Origin of the sequence: Arthrobacter bussei, assembly GCF_009377195.2 — a bacterium.
GTDB classification, from domain to species: domain Bacteria; phylum Actinomycetota; class Actinomycetes; order Actinomycetales; family Micrococcaceae; genus Arthrobacter_D; species Arthrobacter_D bussei.
This window is the reverse complement of record NZ_VJXX01000005.1, coordinates 83,511-107,527: the sequence shown is the minus strand read 5'-3', so window position 1 is coordinate 107,527 and position 24,017 is coordinate 83,511. Positions and strand designations below refer to the sequence as shown.

General features: G+C 71.4%; 23 protein-coding genes. 6 read left to right on the top strand and 17 right to left on the bottom strand.

Annotated elements, in window-relative coordinates; genetic code table 11:
- Positions 1–61: 61 nt before the first annotated feature.
- Genes hutI through FNH21_RS13715 form a run of 5 tightly spaced genes read right to left on the bottom strand, consistent with a single transcriptional unit; the run spans position 62 to position 6,393 of the window.
- Positions 62–1,258: an imidazolonepropionase gene (gene hutI, locus FNH21_RS13735; protein ID WP_152816643.1), complete on the bottom strand. Its 1,197-nt coding sequence runs from the start codon at positions 1,256–1,258 to the stop codon at positions 62–64.
- A complete protein-coding gene (locus FNH21_RS13730) occupies positions 1,258–2,799 on the bottom strand; it encodes a formimidoylglutamate deiminase (RefSeq protein ID WP_338403288.1) in 1,542 nt (513 codons plus the stop codon). The genes hutI and FNH21_RS13730 overlap by 1 nt, the downstream gene beginning before the upstream one ends.
- Positions 2,796–4,013 (bottom strand): allantoate amidohydrolase, encoded by a 1,218-nt coding sequence (locus tag FNH21_RS13725; RefSeq protein WP_191931986.1) that lies wholly within the window; start codon positions 4,011–4,013, stop codon positions 2,796–2,798. The genes FNH21_RS13730 and FNH21_RS13725 overlap by 4 nt, the downstream gene beginning before the upstream one ends.
- 38 nt (positions 4,014–4,051) lie before the next feature.
- The gene (gene hutU, locus FNH21_RS13720) at positions 4,052–5,713 is read right to left on the bottom strand and encodes a urocanate hydratase (protein WP_152816641.1); all 1,662 of its coding nucleotides are present in this window, start codon (positions 5,711–5,713) and stop codon (positions 4,052–4,054) included.
- Positions 5,710–6,393: an IclR family transcriptional regulator gene (locus FNH21_RS13715; RefSeq protein ID WP_152816639.1), complete on the bottom strand. Its 684-nt coding sequence runs from the start codon at positions 6,391–6,393 to the stop codon at positions 5,710–5,712. The genes hutU and FNH21_RS13715 overlap by 4 nt, the downstream gene beginning before the upstream one ends.
- 98 nt (positions 6,394–6,491) lie before the next feature.
- On the opposite strand from FNH21_RS13715, the gene hutH reads away from it, so the two are divergent.
- Positions 6,492–8,111: a histidine ammonia-lyase gene (hutH, locus tag FNH21_RS13710; RefSeq protein ID WP_191931985.1), complete on the top strand. Its 1,620-nt coding sequence runs from the start codon at positions 6,492–6,494 to the stop codon at positions 8,109–8,111.
- Positions 8,112–8,158: 47 nt separating this feature from the next.
- A complete protein-coding gene (locus tag FNH21_RS13705; protein ID WP_152816637.1) occupies positions 8,159–9,061 on the top strand; it encodes a siderophore-interacting protein in 903 nt (300 codons plus the stop codon).
- A gap of 75 nt (positions 9,062–9,136) precedes the next feature.
- On the opposite strand, the gene FNH21_RS13700 is transcribed toward FNH21_RS13705, so the two are convergent.
- The 11 genes from FNH21_RS13700 to FNH21_RS13650 form a co-directional block, all read right to left on the bottom strand.
- Positions 9,137–10,327, bottom strand: a complete 1,191-nt coding sequence (locus tag FNH21_RS13700; protein ID WP_191931984.1) for a cation:proton antiporter domain-containing protein — start codon at positions 10,325–10,327, stop codon at positions 9,137–9,139.
- A 7-nt stretch (positions 10,328–10,334) separates the two neighbouring features.
- Entirely contained in the window at positions 10,335–10,817 is a 483-nt protein-coding gene (locus FNH21_RS13695) for a cation:proton antiporter regulatory subunit (protein WP_055772741.1), read from the bottom strand.
- A 9-nt stretch (positions 10,818–10,826) separates the two neighbouring features.
- Positions 10,827–11,816, bottom strand: coding sequence for a cation diffusion facilitator family transporter (locus tag FNH21_RS13690; protein WP_152816635.1), 990 nt, complete (start codon positions 11,814–11,816; stop codon positions 10,827–10,829).
- A gap of 154 nt (positions 11,817–11,970) precedes the next feature.
- The gene (locus tag FNH21_RS13685) at positions 11,971–13,068 is read right to left on the bottom strand and encodes an NAD(P)/FAD-dependent oxidoreductase (RefSeq protein WP_152816633.1); all 1,098 of its coding nucleotides are present in this window, start codon (positions 13,066–13,068) and stop codon (positions 11,971–11,973) included.
- 63 nt (positions 13,069–13,131) lie between these two features.
- Positions 13,132–14,382, bottom strand: a complete 1,251-nt coding sequence (locus FNH21_RS13680) for a glycine C-acetyltransferase (protein WP_152816631.1) — start codon at positions 14,380–14,382, stop codon at positions 13,132–13,134.
- Between the two features lie 15 nt (positions 14,383–14,397).
- On the bottom strand, positions 14,398–15,441 hold the full coding sequence (gene tdh, locus FNH21_RS13675; RefSeq protein WP_191931983.1) for an L-threonine 3-dehydrogenase: 1,044 nt from the start codon (positions 15,439–15,441) through the stop codon (positions 14,398–14,400).
- A gap of 189 nt (positions 15,442–15,630) precedes the next feature.
- Positions 15,631–16,515, bottom strand: coding sequence for an aminoglycoside phosphotransferase family protein (locus FNH21_RS13670; RefSeq protein ID WP_152816629.1), 885 nt, complete (start codon positions 16,513–16,515; stop codon positions 15,631–15,633).
- Between the two features lie 35 nt (positions 16,516–16,550).
- A complete protein-coding gene (gatB, locus tag FNH21_RS13665) occupies positions 16,551–18,065 on the bottom strand; it encodes an Asp-tRNA(Asn)/Glu-tRNA(Gln) amidotransferase subunit GatB (RefSeq protein ID WP_152816627.1) in 1,515 nt (504 codons plus the stop codon).
- The gene (gatA, locus tag FNH21_RS13660) at positions 18,065–19,579 is read right to left on the bottom strand and encodes an Asp-tRNA(Asn)/Glu-tRNA(Gln) amidotransferase subunit GatA (protein WP_152816625.1); all 1,515 of its coding nucleotides are present in this window, start codon (positions 19,577–19,579) and stop codon (positions 18,065–18,067) included. The genes gatB and gatA overlap by 1 nt, the downstream gene beginning before the upstream one ends.
- Positions 19,580–19,582: 3 nt before the next feature.
- Entirely contained in the window at positions 19,583–19,879 is a 297-nt protein-coding gene (gatC, locus tag FNH21_RS13655) for an Asp-tRNA(Asn)/Glu-tRNA(Gln) amidotransferase subunit GatC (protein WP_152816623.1), read from the bottom strand.
- Positions 19,872–20,516: a GNAT family N-acetyltransferase gene (locus tag FNH21_RS13650; RefSeq protein WP_191931982.1), complete on the bottom strand. Its 645-nt coding sequence runs from the start codon at positions 20,514–20,516 to the stop codon at positions 19,872–19,874. The genes gatC and FNH21_RS13650 overlap by 8 nt, the downstream gene beginning before the upstream one ends.
- Before the next feature lie 97 nt (positions 20,517–20,613).
- Here FNH21_RS13650 and FNH21_RS13645 point away from each other — a divergent pair, with 97 nt between their 5' ends.
- Both FNH21_RS13645 and FNH21_RS13640 read left to right on the top strand, forming a co-directional pair.
- On the top strand, positions 20,614–21,000 hold the full coding sequence (locus FNH21_RS13645) for a PadR family transcriptional regulator (protein ID WP_152816621.1): 387 nt from the start codon (positions 20,614–20,616) through the stop codon (positions 20,998–21,000).
- A complete protein-coding gene (locus FNH21_RS13640; protein ID WP_152816619.1) occupies positions 20,997–21,713 on the top strand; it encodes a hypothetical protein in 717 nt (238 codons plus the stop codon). Before FNH21_RS13645 ends, FNH21_RS13640 begins: the two co-directional genes overlap by 4 nt.
- 93 nt (positions 21,714–21,806) lie before the next feature.
- On the opposite strand, the gene FNH21_RS13635 is transcribed toward FNH21_RS13640, so the two are convergent.
- Positions 21,807–22,199 carry a MerR family transcriptional regulator gene (locus tag FNH21_RS13635; RefSeq protein WP_152816617.1) on the bottom strand — a complete coding sequence of 131 codons (393 nt, stop codon included), beginning with the start codon at positions 22,197–22,199 and terminating at the stop codon, positions 21,807–21,809.
- Positions 22,200–22,316: 117 nt separating this feature from the next.
- Here FNH21_RS13635 and FNH21_RS13630 point away from each other — a divergent pair, with 117 nt between their 5' ends.
- Positions 22,317–23,045: an SDR family oxidoreductase gene (locus FNH21_RS13630; RefSeq protein ID WP_152816615.1), complete on the top strand. Its 729-nt coding sequence runs from the start codon at positions 22,317–22,319 to the stop codon at positions 23,043–23,045.
- 188 nt (positions 23,046–23,233) lie between these two features.
- Positions 23,234–23,947: a fasciclin domain-containing protein gene (locus FNH21_RS13625; RefSeq protein WP_152816613.1), complete on the top strand. Its 714-nt coding sequence runs from the start codon at positions 23,234–23,236 to the stop codon at positions 23,945–23,947.
- The last annotated feature ends 70 nt before the right edge of the window (positions 23,948–24,017 follow it).

The window sequence follows — 24,017 nt, the reverse complement described above, 5'->3', positions numbered from 1 at the left end:
CTCCCAGCGCCGGCTGGGGATTCCCAACCCGGCATTCTGCATGCCGGACGGTCCGGTCGGGCTAGCGGACGCGCGTGCCCGCCTTCCACACCGCATGCACGAGCGGCATCCCCGGCCGGTAGGCCAGATGAGCCGCCGACGGCGCGTTCAGCAGTTGCAGGTCGGCCCTGTGTCCCACCGCGAGCGAGCCGACCGCCCGGCGGCCGTCGGCGTCGTCGCCCACGTGCCGGCGCAGGGCGAGGGCTCCGCCGTAGGTCGCGGCGCGCACGGCCTCGTGGACGGTGAGTCCCATCTGCAGGACGGACGTCGCGACGCAGAAGCCCATGGAGCTGGTGTAGGACGTCCCGGGGTTGCAGTTGCTCGCGAGCGCGATCTGGACCCCGGCGTCGAGGAGCCGGCGTGCGGGCGGGAAGGGTTGCCGGGTCGAGAGGTCGCAGGCGGGCAGGCACGTCGCGACGGTGCCGGGTCGTCCAGGCCCGGCGTGCCAGGTGCCGGCCAGCGCGTCGACATCGCCGTCGGACAGGTGGTTGACGTGGTCCACGCTGGCGGCGCCGAACTCGACGGCCAGGGCCACCCCGTGGCCCGGGCCCAGCTGGTTGCCGTGCACGCGCAGGCCGAGTCCGGCCGCAGCGCAGGCGGCGAGGACGCGGCGGGACTGGTCGGCCGTGAAGGCACCGGTCTCGCAGAAGACGTCCGCCCAGCGGACGAAGGGGCGGACGGCGTCGAGCATCGGTCCGCAGACGAGGTCCGTGTACGCGTCCGCGTCCCACCCGCGCGGGACGAGGTGCGCGCCGAGGAAGGTGACCTCGTCGACGACGCCGGCGGCGATCCGCGCGCTGCGGGCCTCGTGCGCGACGTCGAGCCCGTACCCCGTCTTCGTCTCGATGTAGGTGGTCCCACCCGAGGCGGCCTCGGCCACCCGGGCCAGCAGGAGGCGCGTGAGGTCGTAGTCCCCCGCGGCGCGCGTCGCCTCGACCGTGACGGCGATGCCGCCCGCGGCGTAGGACTCCCCCGCCATCCTGGCTTCGAACTCGGCGGTGCGATCGCCGGCGAAGACGAGGTGCGTATGACTGTCCACCCAGCCGGGCAGGCCGGCACGGCCCCCGGCGTCGTAGGCCGTGTCCGCCGCGGGTGCTGCCGAGGCCGGCCCGATCCAGCTGATCCGCTCACCCTCGAGGACCATGGCGGCATCCCGCAGGACGGCGTGCCCGGCGTCCTGCGTCGTCAGCTCGCCGATGTGCGTGATGAGGATGGCCATCAGTGCCGCTCCCGGGGGTGGGTGTACCCGGATGCGGAGGTCGGGTCGTCGGCGGCTGCGGCGGCGTCCAGCCGGGCGATCGCTGCGACGAGCGACTCGGCGGGATCGCCGAGGGTGATGTGGGTACCGTTCCGGGCGGTGAGCTCCCCGCCGACGACGACGCCCGTCACGTCCTGCGCCGTCGCCGTGTAGGCGAGCTGGTCCCAGGAGGACCCGGCGGTACGGGCGGTGTGCGGATCGATGGCCATGAGGTCGGCGACGGACCCGGCACCGATGCCGGCGCTCCGGCGACCCTGCGCCCGGGCCCCGCCCGACGAGGCGATGCCGTGCAGGACCTCCGGGTCGAAGTGGCCGCGCCGCCCGGTGCGGAGCCGTTCGCCGTGTTCGAGCGCGCGCATCTCCAGCCAGGGGTCGACGACGGCGTGCTGGTCGGTGCCGAGCGCCAGGACCGCTCCGGCCGCGCGGAGCGGTCCCGCCGGCCCGAGTCCGTCGGCGAGGTCCGCCTCGGTGGTGGGACAGAGCACGACACCGGCGCCCGCGCCGCCGAGCAGGGCGATGTCCTCCTCGCCGAGATGGGTGGCGTGGACCACCGAGAGGCGCCCGTCCACGAGGCCGTGCCGCTGCAGCAGACCGGCGGGCGTCACCCCGGTCGCGCGGAGGCAGTCCTTGTTCTCGGCGGGCTGCTCGGAGAGATGCACGTGGAGGGGCAGCCCCGCCGGCAGCCGGTCCGCGATCACCGCGAGGTCCCTCTCGGGCACGGCCCGCACCGAGTGCAGGGCCGCCCCGACCGACACGTGGTGGTCCGGGTACAGCCCGGCGACGGTGGCCCGCAGCGCATCCAGCCGCTCGAGCCACCGCTCTGCGCTTCCGTCCGAGAACCGGCGCTGCCCGTCCTCGATCGGCTGCCCGAAACCGCCGGCCAGGTAGCACGTGTCGAGCAGGGTGAGCCGGATGCCGGCGCGCACGGCGGCTCGGGCGAGGGCGAGTTCCATCGCGTGGGGTTCGCCGGTCCCCTGGCCGTACGGCGTCCCGTCGGGGAGGTGGTGGATGTAGTGGAACTCGGCGACGCTCGTCCAGCCCGCTGCGACCATCTCGGCGTAGGCGGCGGTGGCGAGGTCCTCGTAGAGTGCCGGCGTGAGGGCCCGCGCAGCCCGGTACATCGTCTCCCGCCACGTCCAGAACGTCCCGCCGCGGTCGTGCGTCCGACCGCGCAGCGCTCGGTGGAAGGCGTGGGAGTGTCCGTTCGCGGCGGCGGGGAAGGCCACGCCGTGCAGGACGACGTCGCCCTCCTGCGCGGGGTGGCCCGGCCGGACGCCGGCCACGTACCCGTCGGCGTCGACCTCGATCCGCACGGCATCGGCCACGCCCTCCGAGCCCAGCCACGCGGACTCGCACCAGACCGCCCGGACGGCAGGCGACGCAGGATCGGCCGTCCCGCCGTTCAATGCGTGACCGGCGGGACGCGCCGGGGCTGCGAGACCGGCGAGGCCCGCCGGGCGGGCAGGGACGACGCGGTCGGTGTGGTGTGCGGCTCGGATCACAGCAGGTCTTCGAGCACGTCCGCGAGCGCGGTGGCACCGGCGTCGGCGTCGTCGCGCTCCACGAACTCCTCCGGCGAGTGGCTGATGCCCGTGGGATTGCGGACGAAGAGCATGGCCGTCGGCGCGATGCTGCCGAGGATCCCGGCGTCGTGCCCGGCGCCCGTGGGCAGGGTCGGCGCGCCCGGGAAGGACCGCCCGAGTGCGTTGTGCAGTGTCCGCTGCAGGGCGCCGTCGAAGTGGACGGTGCTGCTGCGCGACTCCTCCGTCAGCGTGGCACGGCAGCCCTCGAAGGCGCAGATCTTCTGGGCCTGGCCGTGGATCCTCTCGATGAGCTGGGCGGTGACGGCGTCCTCCTCGTGGCGGACGTCGAGCCAGAGGTCCACGCGGGAGGCGATGACATTCGTCCCGCCGGGGACGGGCTGCAGCCGGCCGACGGTGGCGCGCGCCCCGTCCTGCTCGGCCGCGATCCTCCTGACCGCGAGGACCACCTGCGCGGCGGCGACCATCGGATCGGCACGGTCCGCCATGAGGGTGGTGCCGGCGTGGTTCCCCTGCCCGGTGACCGACAGGCGCCAGCGACCGTGGCCCAGCATCGTAGAGCCGATGGCGACGGCGGAGTCGAGGTCGATCAGCCCGCGGCCCTGCTCCACGTGCAGCTCCACGAAGTCGCCGATCCGGCGGGCGGCCTCCTCGTCGCGGCCGAGGTGCGCGACGTCGATCCCGGCGGAACGCGCGGCGTCGGCGAAGGTGGTGCCGTCGGTGTCGGTGAGCGAGCGCACGTGGTCCGGATCGAGGGAGCCGGTGAGCAGCCGGGACCCGAGGCAGGACACCCCGAAGCGGGACCCCTCCTCCTCGGGGAACACCGTCACGGCCAGCGACCGGTTCGGCTGCACCCCGCGCTCGCGCAGGAGGTCCACGGCCGCGAGTGCCGAGGCGACGCCGAGCGGCCCGTCGAACGCACCGCCGCCGGGCACGGAGTCGAGGTGGCTGCCGGTGACGAGGGCGCCGTCGCGGCTGTCCGTGGCATCCCACCACGCCCACACGATGCCGTTGCGGTCGGTCTCGACCGCGAGCCCACGGGCCGTCGCCTCCGCGACGAACCAGTCGCGCAGCGACAGCTCGGCGGAGGTGAAGACGCCGCGGGAGTAGCCGCCGCGGGATGCGTCGCGGCCGACGTCGCTGATGGAGTCGAGGACGGTGGAGACGGTCTGCACAAGGGTGCCTTCCTGCGGTGGGGCGGGTGTGGTCCTGCTCAGGATTCCATGGGGATACGGACGCCACGCTGGGAGGCGACCTCGCGTGCCCTCTCGTACCCCGCGTCGACGTGGCGGATGACCCCCATGCCGGGATCGTTGGTGAGCAGCCGCTCGAGCTTCTGGGCGGCGAGGTCGGTGCCGTCGGCCACGGACACCTGGCCCGCGTGGATGGACCGGCCGATCCCGACGCCGCCACCGTGGTGGATGGACACCCAGGTGGCTCCGGAGGACGTGGTGAGCAGGGCGTTGAGCAGGGGCCAGTCGGCGACGGCGTCCGAGCCGTCCGCCATGGCCTCCGTCTCGCGGTAGGGGGAGGCGACGGAGCCGGAATCGAGGTGGTCGCGGCCGATGACGATCGGCGCGGACACCCTGCCCTCCGCGACCAGGCGGTTGAAGAGCAGCCCGGCCTTCGCGCGGTCCCCGTACCCGAGCCAGCAGATCCGGGCGGGCAGGCCCTCGAACTCGACGTGCTCGGCGGCGGCGTCGAGCCAGCGGTGCAGGTGCACGTCGTCGGGGAACAGCTCCTTGAGGGCGGCGTCGGTGACCGCGATGTCCGCGGGGTCCCCGGAGAGGGCCACCCAGCGGAACGGGCCGAGCCCTTCGCAGAAGAGCGGCCTGATGTAGGCGGGCACGAAGCCGGGGAAGGCGAAGGCGCGGCCGTAGCCGCCCTTCCGAGCCTCGTCGCGGATGGAGTTGCCGTAGTCGAACACTTCGGCGCCTGCGTCCTGGAAGCCCACCATCGCCTCGACCTGCAGGGCCATGGACACCTGGGCCTTCTTCGTGAAGCCGTCGGGGTCCGCAGCGGATTCGCGCTCCCACTCGTCGGGGGCGATGCCCTCCGGCAGGTAGCTGAGCGGGTCGTGCGCGGAGGTCTGGTCCGTGACGATGTCGGCGTCGAACCCGCGGCGGAGCAGTTCGGGGAACACGGCGGCCGCATTCCCCACGACGCCGACCGACAGAGCGCGCTTCTCGCGCTTCGCGGCGAGGACCTGCGCGACGGCGTCGTCGAGCGTGTCCGCCACGGTGTCCAGGTAGCGCTTGGCGACGCGGCGGCGGAGGCGCGCCTCGCTGACGTCGACGATCAGGACGGCGCCGCCGTTGAGGGTGACGGCCAGCGGCTGCGCGCCGCCCATGCCGCCGCAGCCGCCGGTGAGCGTCAGGGTGCCGGCAAGGGTGCCGCCGAAGCGCTTGCGGGCGATCGCGGCGAAGGTCTCATACGTGCCCTGCAGGATGCCCTGCGTGCCGATGTAGATCCAGGAGCCGGCCGTCATCTGCCCGTACATCATGAGGCCCTCGGCCTCCAGGCGGCGGAACTCCGGCCAGGTGGCCCAGTCCCCCACGAGGTTCGAGTTGGCGAGCAGGACGCGCGGAGCCCAGGGGTTCGTGCGGAAGACGCCGACGGGCTTGCCGGACTGCACGAGGAGCGTCTCGTCGTCGTCGAGCGTCTCGAGGGTGCGCACGATCGCGTCGTACGCCTCCCAGCTGCGCGCGGCCCTGCCGGTGCCGCCGTAGACCACCAGGTCCTCGGGGCGCTCGGCTACCTCGGGGTCGAGGTTGTTCATGAGCATGCGGAGCGGCGCCTCGGTCTGCCAGCTCTTCGCGGTGAGCTGCGTTCCGCGGGCCGCACGGATGGAGCGGGAGGGATCGTGGGTCGTCATGCGGGTTCTCCTGTCAGGTCCTGCCCGAGCGGGCCGGCCGGGATGTGGGCGAGCAGGTCCTCGGCCTCACGGGCGACGAGTGCGCCCAGGCGGCGAGCCTCCGTGGCGGTGATGCGGTAGCTGGGGACGACGACGCTGATCGCCGCGACCACGCGTCCGCCCGGGGACACCGGCGCGGCGACGGCCGTGACGTCGGCCTCCACGCCGTCGCGCACGACGACGAACCCGTCCGGCCCGGCTGCGCCTGCCAGGACCGCGCCGACAGCCGTGCCGTCCAGCGGGATGCTGCGCCCCACCCAGCTGGCGTGGCGCACCGAATGCGTCCCCTCGCGCATGGCGAGGTACACGCCCTGACCGTCGTGTGACGGGACGCTCAGGTAGGCGGACTCCCCCGTCTGCCCCACCAGCCGCTCGAGGGCGGGCTCGGCGAGGGAGACGAGGGACTCCTGCCCGAGCGCCTGAGCCCCGAGCTGGACCACGCGGAGCCCGGGGCGGTAGGAGCCGTCACCGTCCCGCCGGACGAAGCCCGTGCTCTCGAGGGTGCGCAGGAGCCGCAGGGCGGTCGACGCCGAGAGCCCGGTCCCGCGCGCGGCGTCGGCGAGCGTGATCGATCCCGCCCCGCAGACAGCGCCGAGCAGCACCAGTGCCCGCTCTACGGTGCGGGTGGACGATTCCGCCATGCCGCCTCCTTGCTTTCGAACCGGTCCTGTATTTCACTTATTGAAACGTCCTTTTCACCAGATGGCAATAGCGGTCCGACCGCAGAACCGAGGTTCCCGTGCAGCATCCCGTGATCGTGGGGACCGGCCCCCTCTCGCCCGCCGACGTCGTCGCGGTGGCCCGTTCCGGCGCGCCCGTCGAGCTCCATCCCGACGCGTCGGCCGCCATGGCCGCCTCCCGTGCCGTCGTCGACGCCCTGGTCGACGACGGGACCCCCCACTACGGCGTCTCCACCGGCTTCGGCGCCCTCGCCACGAAGCACATCCCGCTCGAGCAGCGCACCCAGCTGCAGCGCAGCCTCATCCGGAGCCACGCGGCATCCTCGGGCGCGGAGGTGGACCGTGAGGTGGTGCGCGGGCTCATGCTCAACCGGCTCTCGACCCTCGCGACGGGCCGCACCGGCGTGCGTCCCGTCGTCGCCACCACCTATGCGGCTCTCCTCAACGCCGGCATCACCCCCGTCATCGGCGAGTACGGCTCACTCGGCTGCTCCGGCGACCTCGCGCCGCTCTCGCACGTGGCCCTCGCCCTCATGGGCGAGGGCGAGGTGCGGGATGCGCGGGGACGGCTCGTCCCCGCGGCCGAGGCCCTCACCACCGCGGGGATCACGCCCGTCGAGCTGCGCGAGAAGGAGGGGCTGGCCCTCATCAACGGCACGGACGGGATGCTGGGGATGCTGGTCCTCGCGGCGTCCGACCTGCACCTGCTGCTGGCGACGGCGGACCTCGCCGCCGCGATGAGCGTCGAGGGACTGCTCGGGACGGACGCCGTCTTCGCCGGGGACCTGCATGCCCTGCGTCCTCACCCGGGTCAGGTGGCGTCGGCCGCCCGCATCCGCGCCCTTTTGGACGGCTCACCGCTCATCGCCGAGCAGCTCACGTCCGCGACGGGGCGGCACCGCTTCACGCGCGTCCAGGACGCCTACTCGCTGCGGTGCGCACCCCAGGTGCACGGCGCCGCGCGGGCCACGCTGGCGCACGCGGAATCGGTCGCCGCGATCGAGCTCGGCTCGGCCATCGACAACCCGGTGATCACGCCCGACGGCCGGATCGAGTCGAACGGCAACTTCCACGGCGCTCCCGTGGGATACGTGCTGGACTTCCTCGCGATCGCCGTCGCCGACGTCGCCTCGATGAGCGAACGGCGCACGGACCGCTTCCTCGACCGGGCCCGCAGCCACGGGCTGAACCCGTTCCTCGCCCATGATCCCGGCGTCGATTCGGGGCACATGATCGCCCAGTACACCCAGGCCGGCATCGTGTCCGAGCTCAAGCGCCTCGCCCAGCCCGCCTCCGTCGACTCCATCCCCTCCTCGGCCATGCAGGAGGACCACGTCTCCATGGGCTGGGCGGCCGGGCTGAAGCTCCGCCGGGCGATCGACGGCCTCACTCGCGTGCTCGCCATCGAGATCCTCACGGCGGCGCGCGGACTGGACATGCGCGACGGCGGACTGCAGGGCTGGACGGACCCGTCCGCCGGCGCTGACGCTCCGGGGAGCTCCCCCGCCCTGCGCAGCTCGGCTCCCATCAGCGCCGTGCGGTCACGGCTCCGGCAGGACGTCCCGGGGCCGGGAACCGATCGCTATCTCGCTCCCGAGATCGAAGCGGCACGGCTCCTCGTCGCGGACGGCTCGCTCCTCGCGGCAGCGCACGCGGAACTCCCGGCGTCCGCCGGGTAAGGCTTGTTAGGGTGGACTAAGTCCCACCGAGAAAGAAGTCCCGCCCCATGTCCTCACCCTCCCCCGCTCCCACCTCGGCGTCTCCCGACCCTGCCGGTCCCGCCGATCCGGCGCCACAGGCCCCGGCGCCCCGCAAGCCCCCGAGGCCGCAAGCCGTCCTCACCGTGGTCGCGACGCAGTGGCTGAGCCCCCACCTGGTGCGGGTGGTCGCGGGCGGACCGGGCTTCGCGGATCTCCAGGAGTGCGAGGCGACGGACAAGTACGCCAAGCTGCTGTTCGCGAGGCCCGAGCTGGGACTCGTCCCGCCGTACGACCTCGCGGCGCTGAAGCACGAGCTCCCCGCCGGCGACCGACCGGTGAAGCGCACCTACACGATCCGCTGGCTCGACCACGGGACGCAGCGGCTCGCGATCGACTTCGTGGTGCACGGTGACGCCGGCATCGCCGGCCCCTGGGCGGCATCGGCCGTACCCGGCGACACGCTCGTGCTCATGGGGCCGTCCGGCAAGTGGTCTCCCGATCCGACGGCGGACTGGCACCTCTTCGTCGGCGACGACTCCGCACTCCCCGCGATCGCGGCGGGCATCGATGCGCTGCCGTCCACCGCCGTCGGGCACGCCTACCTCGAAGTGGACAGCGACGCGGAGATCATCCCGCTCGACGCACCGGACGGACTCGCCGTGCACTGGCTGCTGCGCGACGGCAGGGCCGCCGGGACGACGACGCTCCTGGCGGACGCCGTCGCGGCCGGTCCGTGGCCCGAGGGCCGGGTCGACGCCTTCGTCCATGGTGAGCGCGGTGCCATGAAGGCCCTGCGGGACGTGCTGTTCAAGGGACGGGGGCTCGAGAAGAAGCAGGTGTCGCTCTCCGGCTACTGGGCGTACGGGCGCGAGGAGGACACCTTCCAGGCGGAGAAGCTCGAGCCGATCGGCCGCATCCTGGAGGACTGACGCCCGGGGCGGACAGCCGCGCTCGTCAGGCCGCCACGGGCCGCGGATGACGCCCGGGGTATCTCTTCGCGTCGGTCAGGCCGTCACGGCCCTCGGCCTGCGCTTCGGAGCCCGGTCGAGGAGTTCCATCGCCGGCTCGGCGAGGCGGGCCAGCACCGGGCCTAGGACGGCCATCAGCAGGACGTAGGTGGTGGCGAGAGCCGCCAGTTCGGGGATCACGGCCCCCGACGCGACGGCGAGCCCGGCGATGACGATCGAGAACTCGCCCCGCGCCACCAGCGCCGTCCCTGCACGCGCACGGCCGAGCCGCCCGATCCCCTGCCGCTTGGCCGCCCACCACCCGGTGGCGATCTTGGTGGCCGAGGTGACCAGCGCCAGACCCAGGGCGAAACCGAGGACGGGCGGGATCGAGGCCGGATCGGTGTTGAGCCCGAACACCACGAAGAAGATGGCGGCGAAGAGATCGCGCAGGGGTTCGAGGATCCGGGCGGCGTTCTCCGCCGTCGCCCCCGAGATGGCGATGCCGAGGAGGAACGCGCCGACGGCAGCCGAGACCTGCAGCGCGGAGGCGAGACCGGCGACCAGGAGCGCGGCACCGATCAGCGTCAGGAGGAATACCTCGCGGTCCGTGCTGTCCACCACAGCGGACACCACGTTGCCCCAGCGGAGGGCGATCACGAGCACCAGCGTGACGACGAGGAGCGAGATACCGACCGTGCCGAGTCCCCCCGCGAAGCTCAGTCCCGCCAGCACGGCGGTGAGGACCGGCAGGTAGATGGCCATCGCGAGGTCCTCGAAGACGAGGATCGCCAGCACGGTGGGGGTCTCGCGGTTGCCGAGCCTGCCGAGGTCGCTGATGACCTTCGCCGCAATGCCGGACGAGGAGATGTAGGTGACGCCGCCCATCACCAGGGCGGCGACCGGACCCCACCCGAGGATCACCGCGACGAGCGCACCGGGCGTGAAGTTCAGCAGGAAGTCGACGATCCCGGCGAGCCAGGACTGCCGGAGGCCGGTGACCAGCTCCTTCGCCGTGTACTCGAGCCCGAGCATCAGCAGGAGCAGCACCACGCCGATCTCGCTGGCGACCTCGCTGAACTCGATGACGCCCTCGAGCTCGATGAACCCGCCTTGCCCGAAGAACAGGCCGCCGATCAGGTACAGCGGGATGGGCGAGAGCCCGATCCGGCCTGCGAGCCGCCCGAGGATACCGAGGAACAGGAGAATGGCGCCGAGTTCGATCAGGGTCAGGGCGGTGGTGTGCACGGGCGGCTCAGCCGTTGCGCAGGATGTCCGCCGCGGCGTCGAGGCCCTCGGAGGTTCCCACCACCACCAGCAGATCGCCGGCGGCCAGGGTGAAGTCGGGCGTGGGGGATGCCTGGACCTGCCCCGAGCGCAGCACCGCCACGAGGGACGCCCCGGAGCGCGAGCGCATCCGGGTGTCCGCGAGGGGATGACCGTCGAAGGGGGAACCGCGCTCGATGAGGAACTGCCGGGTGGAGACGCCCGGCAGGTCCCGGTGCTCCTCCGTCAGTTGCGCGACGAGCTGCCGCGAACCCAGGAGGTTGCCGATGGTGGCGGCCTCGTCCGGCGTCAGCGGGATCGAGGCGACGCAGGCGTCGGGATCATTGGCCTTGGAGATGATGAGGTCGAGATCGCCGTCGCGCTGGGCGACGATGCCCACCCTTCGCCCGGAACCGGTGACGATCTCGCGCCGCACTCCGATGCCGGGAAGACGTGTTTCGATGACGTTCATGCGCCCATCCTAGACCTGCCCACTCCCTTCGCCGGACGCCGGGGTACGGGCGGAGCTGCCGTTCGCTGAGAGCGTCGCCGCGGCGTCGGGGATGTAGAGATCCGGTTCGAGGTAGATGGCCGTGGCGATCGGCACCGCCGCCCGGATGCGCCGTTCGGCGTCGTTGATCTCGGCGGCGATCTGCGCTCCGCTCTCCTGGCTCCCGACCGTGATCTTCGCGGCGACGAGCAGCTCGTCCGGTCCCAGGTGGAGGGTCTTCAGATGGATGATGTGCGTGGCACCGTCGTTGCCGATGGCCTCCTCGATCTTCGCCACGTCCGACGCCGACGCGGATTCGCCGAGCAGCAGGCTCTTGGTCTCGACGGCGAGGACGGCGGCGATGGCCACGAGCAGGAGGCCGATCATCGCCGTCCCCGCGGCATCCCAGATGCCGTTGTCCGTGAGGAGGGTCATGGAGACGCCGAACAGCGCGAACAGCAGTCCGATGAGCGCGCCGAAGTCCTCCAGCAGGATGACGGGCAGCTCGGGAGCCTTGGCCGTCCGGACGAAGCGCACCCAGCCCATGTCCCCCCGGGTGTGGTTGGACTCCCGGATGGCGGTGCGGAAGGAGAACGACTCCGCGACGATCGCCCCGATGAGCACCGCGAGCGGCACCCACCAGAAGGAGCCCTCGATCGGGTGCGGGTCCTGGTACTTGTGGTAGGCCTCGTAGAGCGCGAACAGCCCGCCGACGCTGAACAGCACGATCGAGACGATGAAGGCGTAGATGTAGCGTTCGCGTCCGAACCCGAACGGATGCTCGGCACTCGCCTGGCGCTTCGACCGTTTGCCGCCCACGAGCAGCAGCACCTGATTGCCGGAGTCCGCCACCGAGTGGATGCCCTCGGCGAGCATCGACGACGATCGCGTGAGGGCGAACGCGAGGAACTTGAGGGCGGCGATGGTGAGATTCGCCGCGAGCGCCGCGATGATCGCCTTGTTGCCTCCGCCTGCCGACATGCTGCACTCCCGTTCTCCGTGCCGCCTGCGGCGGCTCCTGTGTTCCCGGCATCATGCCGGTATCGAGGACCCACACTACGGAACGGGCGCCGCTTCCGGATCCGGGGTCCCGGCGGTGCCCGTTCCTTGCGCGGATCGTGGACATCAGCTGGGGTCACGCGGGGCGGAGTGCCTCCGCCGCAGCCCTGATCCGGACCGGATCGGCGCCGAGATCCTCGGGGTCCGCACCGGTGAGCAGGATGGTCGCGAGTTCGGCGATGCCGGAGGAGGTCTGGAAACCGTAGCCGCCCTGGCCGGCGAGCCAGAAGAAACCGGGATGCGCGGCGTCGAACCCGACGACCGGCAGGCCGGACGCGCGCTGCGTGCGCAACCCGGTCCAGGCCCGTACGACACCGGTGATGCCGAGATCGGTGACGGTTCCCAGGTGGTCGATGAGACGCTCGACATCGCCCGGGTGGGGCTGCGCGTCGCCCGGCTCGGCAGGCTCCGCCTCGCACGGGGAGATCAGGATCCCCTCGGCGTCCGGCCGGTAGTAGAAGGCGTCGTCGGCTGCCGCCACCATGGGTGTCCCGACGGGTGGCGCATGGGTGGCCGTCACGATCGCGGCGGTCCGCCGGAGGGGAACGAGACCCTGCGGCGCGACGCCGCACACATCGGCGAGGCCGTCGGCCCAGGCGCCGGCGGCGTTCACGACGACCTCCGCGCTGATGGGACGGTAGCCCGCCCGGACACTCCAGCCGGCACCGTCGTAGCGCGCTGAGGTGACCTCGGCACCCGTGAGGATGATGACGCCGTCGTCGCCCGCACGGCGGCGGTGGTAGTCGAGGAGCAGATCGGTGTCGGTGCCGACGCAGTCCGTGTCGATGGCGGCTGCGGTGAAGGCGTCCGGGCGGAGCTGCGGGCACAGCGCCAGGGCCTCGGCGTGCGGGACGCGGCGCATGGACCCGTTCATGGCGGCGCCGACCTCGTCCTCGGTACCGATCAGGAGGAAGGCTCGAGGCACCGTCAGTGGCAAACCGGTGGAGGACTGGACGCCGTCCAGCAGGTCGAGCGTTCGACGCGTCAGGTCCAGGACGGGTCCGGGTCCGTAGCTGGGGATGAGCTGCCGGGCCGAGCGCGACGACGTGTGGTAGCCGAGCGTGCCCTCCGCCTCGACCAGCACCACACTGGAGAACGGGGCGAGGGCCGAGGCGAGGGAGAGGCCGGCGATCCCGCCGCCGACGATCAGGACGTCACACTCGAGGGAGCTCATGCCGTCATCCTAGATGGGCGCTCCCCCGAACGGCCGCCGGGGCTCCCGGTGTGCGGAGAAGGACTAGGCGCCGCCCACGTGTGCGCCCGGAGCACCGGCGTCCTCGGCCCCCGCGCCGTCCGCGGAGACGTCGTCGCGCGCCGCGACGAACGCCTGCACGCAGGCCTCGATGTCCTCGTCGGTGTGGGCGGCGGAGAGCTGCACGCGGATGCGCGCTGCACCCTTGGGCACCACGGGGTAGCTGAAAGCCGTCACGAAGACGCCGTGCGCGAGCATCGCGTCGGCGGTGCGCGCCGCGAGCACGGCGTCGCCGAACATCACCGGGATGATGGCGTGTTCGCCCTCGAGCAGGTTGAACCCCTCCTCCGTCATCCGGCGCCGGAACAGCGCCGCGTTGGCGGTGAGTGTTCCGCGGAGCTCCCCGCTGTTCTGCACGAGGTCGAGCGCCGTGAGGGTCGCCGCGACGATCGACGGCGCGAGGGAGTTCGAGAAGAGATACGGGCGGGCGCGCTGCCGCAGCAGGGCGACGATCTCGGCCCTGGCCGCGACGTACCCGCCGGAGGCGCCACCGAGCGCCTTGCCGAAGGTCCCGGTGAAGATGTCGACACGGCTCGCCACGCCCGCGTGCTCCGGCGTCCCGGCCCCGGTGGAGCCCATGAAGCCGACCGCGTGCGAGTCGTCCACCATGACCATCGCGTCGTAGCGCTCGGCGAGGTCGCAGATCGCCTCGAGCGGCGCGAGGTAGCCGTCCATGGAGAAGACGCCGTCCGTCACGACGAGACGGCGTCGCGCCCCGGCGGCCTCCTGGAGCTTCGCCTCGAGGTCGGCCATGTCGCGGTTGGCGTAGCGGAAGCGCTGCGCCTTCGAGAGCCGGATGCCGTCGATGATCGACGCGTGGTTCAGGGAGTCCGAGATGACGGCGTCCTCAGCGCCGAGCAGCGATTCGAAGACGCCACCGTTCGCATCGAAGCAGGAGGAGAAGAGGATGGTGTCCTCGGTGCCGAGGAACTGCGAGACCCGGCGCTCGAGCTCGAGGTGGAGGTCCTGGGTGCCGCAGATGAAACGGACCGAGGCCATGCCGAATCCGCGCTCGTCGAGCGCGTTCTTCGCCGACGCGATGATGTCGGGATGGTCGGCGAGGCCGAGGTAGTTGTTCGCGCAGAAATTGAGGACCTCCGCGTCCCCGGCGTCGAGCGCCCCGGCCGTGATGTGGCTGGACTGGGGGGACGAGATGCGGCGCTCGTGCTTGAAGAGGCCGGCGGTGCGGATGTCGTCGAGTTCGCCGGCGAGCTGGTCGCGGACTGCTGAGTACATGGTGTTCCCGATTCCCTAGAAGGTGGTCCAGTCGAGGACCACTTTGCCGCTCGCGCCGTCGCGCGCTGTCGTGAAGCCCTGCTCCCATTCGCGGGCGGGCAGGCAGTCGGTGACGACCGACGAGACGGCGTCGCGCAGCGTCCGGTTGGACTGCAGCATGGCGCTCATCGCGTACCAGGTCTCGAACATCTCGCGGCCGTAGATGCCCTTGAGGGTGAGCATGTGCGTGACCACCTTGCCCCAGTCGATCGAGATGGGACCGGAGGGCAGGCCGAGCATCGCGATGCGCCCGCCGTGGTTCATGTTGTCGATCATCTCCGGCAGTGCCGTGGCGTGGCCGGACATCTCCATGCCGACGTCGAATCCCTCCTTCATGCCGAGCTCGCGCTGCGCGTCGGCGACCCGCATGCGGCTCACGTCGATGGCGATGTCCGCACCGACGCCGCGGGCGAGCTCCAGTCGCGGCGCCGAGACGTCCGTGATCGCGATCTTCCGCGCTCCGGCGTGGCGGGCGACGGCGACGGCCATGAGGCCGATCGGCCCGGCGCCGGTGATCAGGACGTCCTCGCCGACGAGGGGGAAGCTGAGCGCGGTGTGGACGGCGTTGCCGAACGGATCGAAGACCGCACCGAGTTCGGGGGTGATGGTCGCGTCGTGGACCCAGACGTTGGTCTCGGGGACGACGACGAACTCGGCGAACGCGCCGTCACGCTGCACGCCGACGCTCGAGGTGCGGATGCACATCTGGCGGCGGCCGGCACGGCAGTTGCGGCAGGTCCCGCAGACGATGTGGCCCTCACCGGAGACACGGTCACCGATGCGGACGTCACGGATGCCGTCGCCGAGCGCCACGACCTCACCGTAGAACTCGTGTCCGGGGATGAGCGGCGCCGAGATCATGCCCTGCGCCCAGGAGTCCCAGCTCTCGATGTGGAGGTCGGTGCCACAGATGCCGGTGGTCATCACGCGGATCTTGACCTCGCCGAACCCTGCTTCGGGTTCGGGCCTGTCGACCAGTTCGAAACCGGGGTGTGCCCCGGACTTGTACAGCGCCTTCACTGGACAGTTCCTTCCATGCCGCTGCGGCTCCGGCGGAGTGGGCCGGGCTTCCGAGCGGGACGAGTGCCGGGCGGGATATGCCCGCAGCAACACTATCAGCGCTGTGCGGAGGCAGACCGCGGCGGACGGTCGAGCCCGCCGTGGAGCCCCGCCGGGTCCGGCGCCGAGCCGGGCTGCCACCGGAGCGGGTCAGTCGGCGCAGGCCTCCGCCAGGGTCTCCCGGCCGAGCGTGCGCAGATCCGGGGCATCGTCGGACGACGCCGCCACCGCACTGCCGATACTCACGGCCCAGCCGCGCGCCCGGTCCCACGTGGCCTCGTCCGTCGGTCGCAACCGCTCCGCCTCCGACCGGAACGCGGAGCGACCGGCTGCGTCGAAGAACAGCCATCCCGCCGCGAGGTCGGTGGCCGGATCCCCCGAGCAGAGGTCCCCGAAGTCGACGACGCCGGCCAGCCCGCCCTCGGGCGTGAGGACCGCGTTCGCGGGGTGCAGGTCGCCGTGCAGCCAGAGCGGGACGCCGGCCCACGCGGGAGCAGCCACCGCCCGAGCCCACGCAGCGGACAGGGCCGGATCGCCGGCAAGGGATGCCAGCCGCTCCCGCACGATCTCGTTGCGCGCAGCGAGCGGACCGCCCCGCCCCACGGGACTCACCGGGGCGTTCGCCGGGGCAGGCCCCTGGAAGGAGACGAGGAACCGCGCGAGCGGAGCAGCCGCCGGTCCCCGGAGCGCACGGGGGGCCGTGAGTCCGCTCCCGCCCGCGATCCACCGGCTCACCGACCAGTGCCACGGATACCCCGCGCCGGGCTTGCCCAGCCGCACGGGCGACGACGTCGGCACCTCGAGGCCTGCGGTCAGTCCCGGGAGCCACCGCTGTTCCTCGACCATCAGGGGGTCGGCGACCGCGCGGCGCGGCAGCCGCACCAGGAGGTCCGCGCCGAGCCGGAAGATCGCGTTGTCCCAGCCGTTGCCGGCGAATCGCAGCGGCAGGCCCGCGAGGTCGGGGTGCTGCTGCTCGAGGAGTGAGACGACGAGGGAGGGCATGACGTCGATCTCTGCCACCGGCATGAGCGCCATCGTGCCCTCCCTCGTCCGTGTCCTTCGGGTGCGGGTCAGCCCTCGACGCCGAGGCGCTGGAGGATGAGCTCCCGCACGCGGCCGGCGTCGGCCTGGCCGCGAGTGGCCTTCATGACACCGCCCACGATCGCGCCGACGGCCTGGACCTTGCCGCCGCGGATCTTGTCCGCGACGTCGGGCTGCGCCGCGAGGGCACCGTCGATCGCCTCGAGCAGCGGTCCGTCGTCGGAGACCACGGCCAGGCCGCGCTTCTCGACCACCTCGGCAGGCGTACCCTCCCCGGCGAGGACGCCGTCGAGCACATCGCGGGAGAGCTTGTCGTTGATCTTGCCCGACTCGATGAGCGCGTTGAGCTCGACGATCAGCTCGGGCGTCACCCCCAGCTCGGCGGGCTCGACGTCGGCCAGCTTGGCGCGGCGGGAGATCTCGCCCATCCACCACTTGCGGGCGACGGCGGCGCTGACGCCTGCGGCGACGGTGTCCTCGATCGAGGACATGACGCCCGCGTTGACGACGTCGCGGAACTCGGCGTCGGAGTAGCCCCAGTCGGCCTGCAGGCGCTTGCGGCGCTCGGCGGGCGGCTCGGGCAGTTCGGCGCGGAGCTTCTCGATCCACGCCTCGTTCGTGACCACGGGCACGAGGTCCGGCTCGGGGAAGTAGCGGTAGTCGTCGGCGTCGGACTTGGGCCGGCCCGACGTCGTCGAGCGTGTGTCCTCGTGCCAGTGCCGCGTCTCCTGCAGGATCGGCGTCCCGGTGTCGAGCACGGCGGCGTGCCGCTGGATCTCGTACCGGACGGCATGCTCGACGGCGCGCAGCGAGTTGACGTTCTTGGTCTCGGTACGGGTTCCGAACTTCTCCTGGCCGTACGGACGCAGGGAGACGTTCGCGTCGCAGCGCACGTTGCCGCGCTCCATACGGGCATCGGAGACACCGAGGTTCTTGACGATCTCGCGGATCGCGGCGACGTAGGCCTTCGCGAGTTCGGGGGCCCGCGCACCGGCGCCCTCGATCGGCTTGGTGACGATCTCGATCAGCGGCACGCCGGCGCGGTTGTAGTCGACCAGGGAGAACTCGGCGCCCTGGATGCGGCCGGTGGAGCCGCCCATGTGGGTGAGCTTGCCGGCGTCCTCCTCCATGTGGGCACGCTCGATCTCCACCCTGAACACCGTCCCGTCGGCCAGCTCGATGTCGATGTGCCCGTCGTACGCGATCGGGTCCTCGAACTGGGAGGTCTGGAAGTTCTTCGGGGTGTCCGGGTAGAAGTAGTTCTTCCGGGCGAAGTAGCACTTCTCGGCGATGCTGCAGTTGAGCGCGAGCCCGATCTTGATGGCGGATTCCACGGCCACCCCGTTCACCACGGGCAGGACGCCGGGCAGGCCGAGGTCCACCGGGGTCACGTTGGTGTTGGGGACGTCGCCGAAGGCGTTCGGCGCGGAGGAGAACATCTTGGTCCTCGTGTTGAGCTCCACGTGGACCTCGAACCCGAGCACCGGGTCGTACTTCTCTATGGCCTCGTCGAAGGAGAGGACCTCATCGGTACCAGCAGTCATTACTTTCCACCTGCAATCTTCAAAATGGCCGGAGCCTTGGCCAGCAGCGGGCCGCCCCACGTCTCCTCGAGCAGTGCTTCGAGGACGGCGCCCACGCGGTAGAGGCGTGCATCCTGGCGCGCCGGTGCGAGGAGCTGGATGCCCACGGGGAGCCCGTCCTCGTCCGCGAGTCCACCGGGGAGCGACAGCCCGGGGACGCCCGCCATGTTCGCCGGGATGGTCGCGACGTCGTTCAGGTACATGGCCAGCGGGTCGTCGAGCTTCTCCCCCAGCTTGAACGCCGTGGTCGGCGCCGTCGGCGAGATGAGCACGTCGGCCTGCTCGAACGCGGCGGCGAAGTCCCGCTGGATGAGCGTGCGGACCTTCTGCGCCGAACCGTAGTACGCGTCGTAGTACCCGGCGCTCAGCGCGTAGGTGCCGAGGATGATGCGCCGCTTCACCTCGTCACCGAAGCCGGCAGCGCGGGTGGCGCCCATGACGCGCTCGATGGTCGGGGCGCCGTCGGGCACCACGCGCAGGCCGAAGCGGACGCCGTCGTACTTGGCCAGATTGCTGGAGGCCTCGGACGGCATGATGAGGTAGTACGCCTCGAGCGCGTAGCGGAAATTGGGGCAGGAGACCTCGACGATCTCGGCGCCCGCCGAGCGCAGCAGGTCGAGCGACTCGTGGAACCGGGTGAGGACGCCGGCCTGGTAGCCCTCGCCCTGCAGTTCCTCGATGACGCCGATGCGCATGCCCTCGACCTGGCCCATCCGCGCGGCCTCGACGAGCGCGCCGACGGGGTCGGTGAGCGACGTCGAGTCGTGCGGGTCGTGCCCGCCGATGACCTCGTGCAGCAGCGCGCTGTCGAGGACCGTGCGGGACACGGGACCGATCTGGTCCAGCGAGGAGGCCATGGCGATGGCGCCGTAGCGGGAGACACCGCCGTAGGTGGGCTTCACGCCGACCGTGCCGGTGACGGCGCCGGGCTGGCGGATGGAGCCACCGGTGTCGGTGCCGAGGGCCAGCGGCGCCTCGAAGGCGGCGACCGCGGCAGCGGAGCCACCGCCGGAGCCGCCGGGAATGCGGTCCAGGTCCCACGGGTTGCGGGTGGGGCCGAACGCGGAGTGCTCGGTCGAGGAGCCCATGGCGAACTCGTCGAGGTTCGTCTTGCCGAGGATCGGCATCCTCGCGGCGCGGAGCTTCTTCACCACGGTCGCGTCGTAGGGGCTCTGCCAGCCCTCGAGGATCCTCGACCCGGCCGTGGTCGGCTGGCCCTTCGTGACGATGAGGTCCTTGACGGCGATGGGGACCCCTGCCAGCGGATGCAGCGTGTCGCCGTCGGCCCGGGCCTTGTCGACCTCCGCCGCGACGAGCAGTGCCTCGTCGGTGTTGACATGCAGGAAGGCGTTGATGGCACCGTCGACGGCGCCGATACGGTCGAGGCAGGCCTGCGTCGCCTCGACGGCGGAGACCTCCTTCGCCGCGAGCTTCTGCGCGAGGGCGTCGGCGGAGAGATGGATCAGATCGGTCATGGGTTACTCCCCGTCCAGGATCGCGGGGACCTTGAAGCGTCCGTCGGCGTTGTCGGGCGCGCCGAGCAGCGCTTCCTCGTTGCTGAGGGTCTCCCCCACGACGTCCTCGCGGAACACGTTGCTCAGCGGGATCGGGTGGCTGGTCGCGGGGACGTCGTCGCCCGCCACCTCGCTCACGGTCTTGATGGAATCGACGATCACGGCGAGTTCCCCGGCCATGCGGTCGAGCTCCTCGTCGGTCATGTCGATGTGGGCGAGACGCGCGAGGTGCGCGACGTCGTCCCGGTTGATCTCAGCCATGGATCTCCCCTGGAAGTCGGAGGTGGGTTTCTCCGTCCAGTCTAGTGCGGTCGCGTGGCGCGTCCGGCAGGGCGGCAGGCGGCTCGACGACGGGACGCGGAGGCTGGAGCGGCAGCCGGAAGACCCAGAGCAGGATGTCCTCGTTGGGGACCTCCCAGTCCCGCTCGGGCACCCGGACGAACCCCATCGACGCGTAGAGGCGGTGGGCGCGCACCATCTCGGAGCCGCTGGTCAGGCTGACGGCCTCGATACCGGTCAGGGTGCGCGCATGCTCCACGATGCGCTCCACCATCGCGCGGCCCACCCCGCCCCGCTGCACCGAAGGATCGACGGCCAGCATGCGGAACTCCAGTTCACCCTCGACGGCGATGTCCGTGTACCGCTGGCCCGCGAACGTCAGTGCGACCGATCCGACCACGGTGCCGTCCCGCTCGGCGACCCAGACCTCGGCGTGCTGTGCGCGGTGCTCGATATCGGACAGGACCGCCATGTACGGGTGGCCGTCGTCGGCGAAGTACCCGGCCTCGAGGTAGGCGTCGCGCGTGATGCGGCGGACGGCGTCGTAGTCCTCGGTGCGGATGGACCGGATGGTGAGGCGGGAGTCGGACACGGCGTGGCCGGACGGAGCGGAAGTCACCGCTTCATCTTGTCACGGGGACCGACGCCGGCAATGAGGCCGGCGCGGAGCCGCGTAGGGGCTTTACAGGCTAACTACTTAGAGAGACAATCTAGTCATGAGCACCTCCACCCCCGATGTGCGAGCTACGGATGGCGTGGACTGGCCCAGCGACTGGCTCAGGGCGACCCTCGGATTCCTCGCCCTGCGTGCGTTGTCATTCGGGCCCTCCTACGGGTACGCGATCATCAGCGAGCTCGAGCGCCACGGTTTCGGTGCCATCAAGGGCGGAACCCTGTATCCGCTGCTCACCCGCTACGAGGCGGCCGGGCTCCTGACCACCGAGTGGCGCGCCGGCGACGGCGGTCCCGGCCGCAAGTACTTCGCCCTCACCGAGCAGGGCCGGGCAGAACTCACAAGGCTCAGCGCCGACTGGAGGCGTTTCGTCGAGTCCAGCGTGCACTACCTCGATCCTGATCGACCCGCGAAGGAGATCTCCCCATGATGCAGAGGACCAGCGACAAGAAGTGGTTCGACGAGCTCGTCATGGAGCTCCGGCTGCGGCAGGTCCACGGGAGCGCCATCGGCGACACCGTGGCGAGCGCCAAGGAGCTTCTCGGCGACACCGGCCAGGCGGCGGCGGAAGCCTTCGGGCCCGCCCGCGATTACGCTGCCGCGCTCGAGCTGCCCGCCGCACCCGGGCACGACTGGGTGCGACAGGCACTCTGGCCGTCCCTGCTCGGGCTCCTGGCCTTCCTCCTGTTCAACCAGGCGGTCGCGGCCTGGACGCAGCAGGAGGTACTCCTGGTGTCCCCTGCCCAGCTGGCGCTTCTCGCCACACCGGTGGTTCTCGTGGCCCTCCTGCCGCTCTATCTCGACGCCGTCGTCCGACGGATCTGGGTAGGTATCGCGATCACTGCGATCTGCGCCGTCGCAGGTGTCCTCTCGGCCGTCGTCGCACCGACGCAGGCCTCCGACGCGTGGCTGGCCATCGATCCTTCACCCTGGCTCATCGGGACCGCCGTCGTCATGGTGGCACTGTCGGTGCGGAATACCGTCCGATCCTCCCGCGCTGCGGACGACGACGAGATCATCGACCCGCTGTCGGGCACCACGGCCGGCACCGGGGCAGGTGCGAGGATCCTGGTCCACGTCACCAACTGGCTGTTTCCCGTCCTCGCCCTCGCCATGCTGGGCCTTGCACTGGCGCTCCGCTGAGTCGGTCAGCGCGGCCCGCCGGGGCCCGACCGGGAGGGACGGTCTTCTGCGGGTGATCCCGGCATCGAATGACCACCGGACCGCACCCTCGACTCAGACCGGTTGCGGCGCTGTCCCGGTGCGGAGGGCGGGGCAGTGCTCCGGGTCGGGGTGCAGGGAGATCTCGATGACGCGGTCGAGCTGTGCGCGTGCCTTCTGGAGGTCGGCGATGCTCTCGGTGATGCGGTCCCGCTCCTGCTTCAACAGCGCAAGTGCGTCCTCGCTCGCCTCTCCCCTGTCGACGCACGGAAGCAGGTCGACGATCGTGCGGCTGGCCAGTCCCGCCGCGAAGAGCTGCTGGATCAGCTGGACCCGTTCGACGGCAGCCTCCTCGTACACGCGCTGGCCCCGTGCCGTGCGCTGCGCAGGCAGCAGGCCCTGCTCCTCGTAGTAGCGGAGGGCCCGGGTACTGACCCCGGCCCGCTCGGCGATGGCTCCGATGCGCATGAGCACCTCTCCCCTCCGACGCCGGGGGCCGACTTGCCCTTGACGTCAACGTGAAGTCCTACTGTAGCCGAGCAGGCAGGGCACGACGCCAGGCCGCCAGAATGGAGAACACCTCACATGGACATCACCGACCAGGTCGCCCTCGTCACCGGATCCAACCGCGGCATCGGACGTCGTTTCGTCGACGAGCTCCTCGCCCGGGGAGCCCGCAAGGTCTACGCCACGGCACGCCGCACCGACACCCCGGAGGCACGTGCCCTCGCTGACCTCGACCGCGTCGAGGTGCTGCCGCTCGACATCACCGATCACGTCTCGGTCGTCACAGCGGCCCGCGCCGCCACAGACGTCACGCTGCTCATCAACAACGCCGGCATCGCCACCTCGACTCCCCTCGTCACGGGCGATCTCGACGCACTCCGTCGCGAGATGGACACGCACTTCTGGGGAACGCTGGACATGATCCGCGAGTTCGCTCCGACCCTTGCGGCCAACGGCGGAGGCGGGATCGTCAATGTGTTGTCCGCGTTGTCCTGGTTCTCCTACCCCGGCAACGGAGGCTATGCGTCCGCGAAGGCCGCCGAGTGGAACATGACCAATGGCGTGCGGCAGGACCTCGCGGCCCAGGGCACGCTCGTGCAGGGCGTCCACCTCGGCGCAGCGGACACCGAGATCATGTCCGGGTACGACGGACCGATGATCGACCCGGCACTCGTACCCCGCGCGTCCTTCGACGGACTGGCCGAGGGCGCCATCGAGGTGGTCGTCGACGAGTGGAGCGCGATGATCAAGGCATCGCTGGCCCACGACCCGGCCGCCCTCTACGCGCAGATCACGCCGGCGGCCTGACAGCAGGCACTGGCCGGCGACCAGGAGCAGGCTCGCCGGCCAGCACCTGTGGCGCTCCTCACATGGTGCCGGCACCCATCTGCCCGCGCCGTGCCACCGAAGGACCAGCAAGACATCGGCGTGAGAAGTCAAGCGTCGGGAACGTCGGACACAGTGGGCGGTGGACCGCTCACCTACGAAGGAGAAGCATGGAACTCACGAAGCGCAGGAACCTCTCGATCCTCGGGATCGCAGCAGTCTCGATGCTCGGCCTCGCAGCCTGCGGCGGCACCGACGAGACCGAGACGACCTCGGGCAACATGGCCAGTGAGAGCAGCACGGCAGGCCCCGAGAGCGAGTCGCCGTCGGCAGAGGCCAGCATGGCCCCCTCCGCCTCGGCCGACGCCATGATGGACCCCGCCGCGAACCTCGTCGGCCCCGGCTGCGCCGGCTACGCCGAGCAGGTCCCCTCCGGCGACGGCTCCGTCGAAGGCATGTCCCTGCTCCCCGTCGCCAACGCCGCAGGCGCCAACCCCATCCTCACCCAGCTCACCGCAGCCGTCTCCGGCGGCATCAACCCCGACGTCAACCTCGTCGACACCCTCAACGGCGACGAATTCACCGTCTTCGCACCCGTCGACGACGCCTTCGCAGCCCTCCCCGCCGAGACCGTCGAAGGCCTCAAGACCGACACCGAGGGCCTCACCAGCATCCTCACCTACCACGTCGTCCCCGGCAAGATCCAGCCCACCGAACTCGAAGGCACCACCCAGACCACCGTCCAGGGCGCCGACCTCGAGGTCACCGGATCCGGCCAGGAACTGAAGGTCAACGACGCCAACGTCATCTGCGGCGGCGTCCAGACCGCCAACGCCGTCGTCTACCTCATCGACGCCGTCCTCACGCCCCCCGCCGCCGGCTGAGGACGCTCGGACCCACTCGGACAGAAGGACTCCAGCACCCTTGCGGGAGTCCTTCTGTCTGTCGCATCGT